The organism is Actinomadura sp. 7K534, assembly GCF_004348575.1.
In the GTDB taxonomy this organism is placed as follows: Bacteria; Actinomycetota; Actinomycetes; order Streptosporangiales; family Streptosporangiaceae; genus Spirillospora; species Spirillospora livida.
Map to the genome: position 1 here is coordinate 1 of NZ_SMKB01000373.1, position 4738 is coordinate 4738.

Consider the following 4738-nt stretch of genomic DNA (forward strand, 5'->3'; position numbering starts at 1 on the left):
CTCCACACCACCGCGCAGACTCCCGTCCACGCCGGTGCCCAGCGGCCCGCCCCAGCACCCGAACGAGCCGGAACAGCCTCCGCGCCCGCGCGCATCCGAGTCGCCGGTCGTGCCGGGCAGGGGTCCGTCCATACCGGGTTCTAGTGGGCCGCCGCAGTCCCCGGACAACCGGGATCAGAGCCCGCCCCCGCGTCCCGTAGAGCCGCCCAGACCGCCGCGCAGGCTCCCCTCCGCGCCGGTGACCAGCGGCCCGCCGCAACGCCCGGACGAGCGGGACCAGGGCCCGGCTTCGCGGCCTGCGGGGCCGTCCACGCCGCCGCGTAGGGGGGCGGCTGTGCCGGGGACTTCGCGGGAGGTTCCGTTCGGGGTGCCTGCGGATGGGCCGGGTGCGCGGCCGCGGGGTCCGGAGCCGGCTGCGCCGGCGGGTGAGGGTTGGCGTGACCCGCGGGGGCGGGGGCTGCCGCCGCAACGGCTCGATGCGCGGAACCGTGAGGGGCGTGCGTCCGGCGAGGCGGCCGGGGGCGGGCTGCCGCCTCGGCGGCTGGACGCGCCGCGGCTCGATGCGCGTGCGCCGGGTGGCGGGCCTGCGGAGAGCGGTTCGGACGTGCCGTTCGGGCCGCCTCGGCGGCTCGACGCCCCGGGGCGTGCTCGCCGGTCCGAACCGGCCGAGCCGCCGCCACCGGCGGACCCTCCCGCGGAGATTCCGGCGCTCTGGGGGAGACCCGGCGGGCGGCCGAGCGAACCGGCGGCCGGGTCGGCGCAGGTCAGGCGCGGGCAGTCGATCGCCACCTACAAGCGGCCCGAACTGGTCGAGATCGTCGGGCGGATCGCCGCGCGGGAACCGGACCTGTCGGACGACCAGATCATCGAACTGGTCACCCGCCTCCTCGGCTGCCCGGAGGACGAGGCGCTCCTGGTCGGCGCCCGGCTCCGCTACGCCGTCGAGGTGTACCGGAAGCAGGCCGGCCGCGGCAGCTCCGAAGGTTAGGAAACGGCCTAATCCGTCCTGCCGCCTTCGGCGGAGGCCACCCGCAGGGGCCGCGCCGCTTTCCGGCTGATGTGCCGGACGAGCGGTGACCGACCGGACTTCGTCAGAGAGTTGAGCGCCGCCTCGATCGACGGACGCCTGGGAAGCCGGTCGACATGCCGCTGCCAACGCTCCTGATCAATCGCCAGAGCTTTGATGAACCCCTGGCACAACTCCGGCGTGATGTGCGCCAGCCGCCCCCTGGCCGCCAGCAAAGCAGCGATCATGCGCTTCCGCTCGCCGTCGTCCTCGATGAGCGTGGACGCCCGCGCGAGACGCAGCACGTGGTCGATGAACCTGCCGCGCCGCGCGATGAAGTCAGCCCAGTGGCGCAGGTCCGCCTCGGCTACGGTGCGTCCTTGGTCGAGGAGCCAGAACACTCCCTCCGCGAGAACGTCACCGATCTCCTCGCCCCGAGCTCGGTCGGGAGTCCTATAAGGGTCGTACGGCTGCTGGACGACCGTTCCCGTCACCGCGAGTTGCCGGAGTCCGACCTTGGCGTCGAGCAGGTAGAACCAGTCCTCGTTGTAGATGTTGGGAAAGAACGAGCGGTGGCGGGTCACCTCGATGGCGAGGGCACCGCCGCCGATGAACGACTGCTGGTCGCCGCCCACGTCACGGTAGGCATGGCAGACGACCGAGTTGTCGGGAAAACCGCCGATGGACAGCCCGACGGCGCTGTAGGTGTCGAGGAGGCCGGCTGCCGTTCTGAGGTCCTCGGGAGCTTGGACGGAGATGTCGTCATCGAGGAAGAGGATGCGTTCCCAGCCGACGAGATGGCTGAGCATCAGCGCGAAGTTGCGTTTGGCGCTGGTGTCGGTCTTTCGTGCGAACCTGCCGGTCAGCAGCCGGGAAGTCTCGAATTCAGGAAGCCTCAGAGCCTCCTGGCCGGGGACGTCGATGGCGATCAGATCGGTGTCCGGGGGCAGCCTTCGCGCCGTCTCCCGGGCATTCGTGTATCTGCCGCTGTGCAGTGTGACCAGCGGACACTGCAATAAGGCCGCGATGCGGGCGGCCTCGCTGAGATGGGCCGGGGCACGGTTGGTGGGCACGATGATGGCGTCGATTCGCGCTCGTGCCGGAGTCGCGTCGTCGGGATTCCAGAGCAGATGCCGGTGCGAGCCGTGGTGATCCGGAGTGAGGGCCGAGGTCATTGCTGCGGCGACGCCCATTCGAAGAGCCTGTTCTCTTCGAGGGTCAGGTCAGGTGTCAACGGGGCGCCGTTCTCCACGAGGACACGCGTGAGGATGAGGAACGTCTGCTTGTCGCCGAACCGGTCGCGCAAGTACTCGGTGTTCCGGTCCCGGAAATTGCCGTCGGTCGTCGCGCGGACGGCGCCGTACGTCCCTCTCCCGTACATCCCGTTGCAGATGGTCACCGTACGTTTGTGGTTGTAGGGATTGACGGCCCGTGCGAACAGGGCCACGTCCTCGTGGAGGATCTGCCCGTCGTCCGTCTGCTCCAGGCGAGGCAGGATACGGCGGGTCTGGTCGCCGTCGCGGACCTCGAAGTAGGCCCCCTCCGGCGTGTCCCAGTCGGTCACCTGCTCGACCGGAAGGTCGAGCCGGTCGACGGCCGAGCGGGTGGCGACGTTCCAGTCCACCCCGCCGACCAGGACGAGGTGGCTCGTGTAGTCGTCGGATCGCAGGTACTGGGCGGTCCGCAGGTTCACCTGACTCGTGGGATTGCTCGCCCGGACGTGGCCGTGCAACTCGAACAGGGAGTCGAGGTCGGCGTAGCTGTAGAGGGCGATGTAGTCGGGATCGGCAGGATCGCTGTAGGGCATCTTCGCCAGCATTTCGGGTGGCAACTGGGCGCAGACGAGCGTGATCGTCTTGCCGTCGCCGAAGGTCCAGAGGCCCGGATCCGGCGATTCGCCGTCGGCTTCGGGGACGGGCAGGGCCGACGTGGCCCCCAGCGCGTTACTGCGTAGTCGCATGAGCTCTCTTTTGAGGTCGTCTTTGACCAGGCGTTCCTCGTCGGTCATCTCCGCGGGGTCGATCAGACGCGGAGCTCCGCCTTCGAGGGAACGGTGTGTGGCGAAGAAGGCGGCGTAGGCCTCAAGTCTGTGAATCGGCGGGATCTTGGGCCTGCCGGCCGATTCCCACGAGGAGACGAGCGGGACGCTGAGCGGTTGGTCGCCGCCCAATGCCGCGGCGAGCTGCGCCTGCGTGATCGTCACGCCGGGCCAGTGTTCTTTCCTGAGGCTGCGCAAGCGGTGGGCGAGGACCTGGGCCGGGTTTCGTTCGCGCTCCACCGAAACTCCTTCAGCTGAAGTTCACTTCTTTGGTAAAGGTGTCATACCGCCCCCCGTTGCGAGTGAAACCCCAGCTTGTTGCTCTCTGACACTTCTTGAAGGTGCAGGAATCTGCGCCTTACCGTCCGGTCGCGAAAGTCGGAACCGCCGCTTTATCGCTGGGTTCAGAGGGTAGACCAAACATCAGAAGCAGAACTAGAAGTTGCTGTAGAAGCCAGCGAACTTCACCGAAGTTTACTGAAGTCCACGGCGAGATGTAGGTAGCGACGCGATTCCCGGGACCCCGTGCCGGACCCTGCGCCCGGCTCCGGGACGACGACGGGCGGCACCCGGCGGAGGGGGCGCCCACAGTGACCAGTCCTTCGGCACGAGCGGGAACTTTCCCATGTTCAAGCCAGCCATCGAGAGGCGGCCGCCGGCCGCCCACCCCCCACCTTCGAGCGAGCGCTGGAATGGCCTGTCACGGGAGCGGCCATGGAGATTCTGAACGGCGAGGGCCGCGACCGCGCAGCCCGAGCCCCCGGTGAGAACGACGCGGCCCGGACCCGTGCGTCCCGCCCGGCCGCACAGGCCGCCGGCACGGCGGCATTGGCCAGATCCCTGGGCATGCTGTCCGGCATCGTCGCCGTCCTCGGCGCGGGCGGTGTCATCGCGGGAGCCGCGGGGCTGATCAGCGCCGGAGTCCTGGTGCTCATCGGCATACCCGTTGCCGGATTCACCCGGAACCAGTGGATGGCCACCTCAAAGGGCCTGCAGTTCGCCGAGTCGGTCGCCGACGTCGAGGCGCTGAAGCGCAGTGACGCGTTCGCGTTCGCCCAGCCGATAGCGGCCATACGACGCAGGCAGTTCGACGAGAACGGTGACACATCGGTCGCGGACGGGACCGGGACGCCGGAACCGTTCTCCCTGCTGGAGATGGCCGGGCAGGGCGTCCTCGGGCCGGCCGGCTCCGCACTGCCGGCGGGGGCCGCGCCCGGCCTCCGCTCGGCAGCGTCCTCGCAATGGGCCTCGGGAGCGCCGAACACCTTCTGGGACTCGCTCAGCGGCGCTGAGCAGGCCCGTCTCACCGCGACGGCGAGGACGGTCGAGTTCCCGCCGGAAGCGGTGGTGTGGCGCAGGGGCGAGATCGCCGACCACGTCATCCTCCTCCAGGCCGGCTGGACGAAGATCTACGGCGGCCCGGCGGGCATGGAGCAGATCATCGCGATACGCGGACCGGGCGACCTGATCGGGGAGCGGGCCGCGCTGCACCGGAGCTCGCGGTCGGCGACGGTGGTCACGATGGGGGCGGTCCGCGGGCTGTTCATCACGACGGAGCAGTTCAGCGCGCTGGTCGCGGCCCATCCGGACCTGCTCGGCGTCATGGAGGAGCAGGTGTACCAGCGGCTCAGTGGGGCGGTCGGTCGGCGATGCTCGTGCGAACCCGGGACCGCGGGCGCGAACGCCGGGGAGGG

Annotated in this window: 4 protein-coding genes; 2 read left to right on the top strand and 2 right to left on the bottom strand. The window is 69.7% G+C overall.

The features are described from left to right. Positions 1–604: 604 nt before the first annotated feature. Positions 605–988 (top strand): hypothetical protein, encoded by a 384-nt coding sequence (locus tag E1266_RS35705; RefSeq protein ID WP_132054778.1) that lies wholly within the window; start codon positions 605–607, stop codon positions 986–988. A gap of 8 nt (positions 989–996) precedes the next feature. Here E1266_RS35705 and E1266_RS35710 read toward each other — a convergent pair whose 3' ends face one another. After that, positions 997–2199 carry a hypothetical protein gene (locus E1266_RS35710; protein ID WP_132054780.1) on the bottom strand — a complete coding sequence of 401 codons (1203 nt, stop codon included), beginning with the start codon at positions 2197–2199 and terminating at the stop codon, positions 997–999. Further along, complete coding sequence (locus E1266_RS35715) at positions 2178–3284, bottom strand: helix-turn-helix transcriptional regulator (RefSeq protein WP_132054782.1); 1107 nt, start codon at positions 3282–3284, stop codon at positions 2178–2180. Before E1266_RS35715 ends, E1266_RS35710 begins: the two co-directional genes overlap by 22 nt. Before the next feature lie 474 nt (positions 3285–3758). Between E1266_RS35715 and E1266_RS35720 the strand changes: the two genes are divergently transcribed. Continuing rightward, positions 3759–4738 (top strand): cyclic nucleotide-binding domain-containing protein (locus tag E1266_RS35720; RefSeq protein WP_132054784.1); only part of this gene is annotated, 980 nt, incomplete at its 3' end.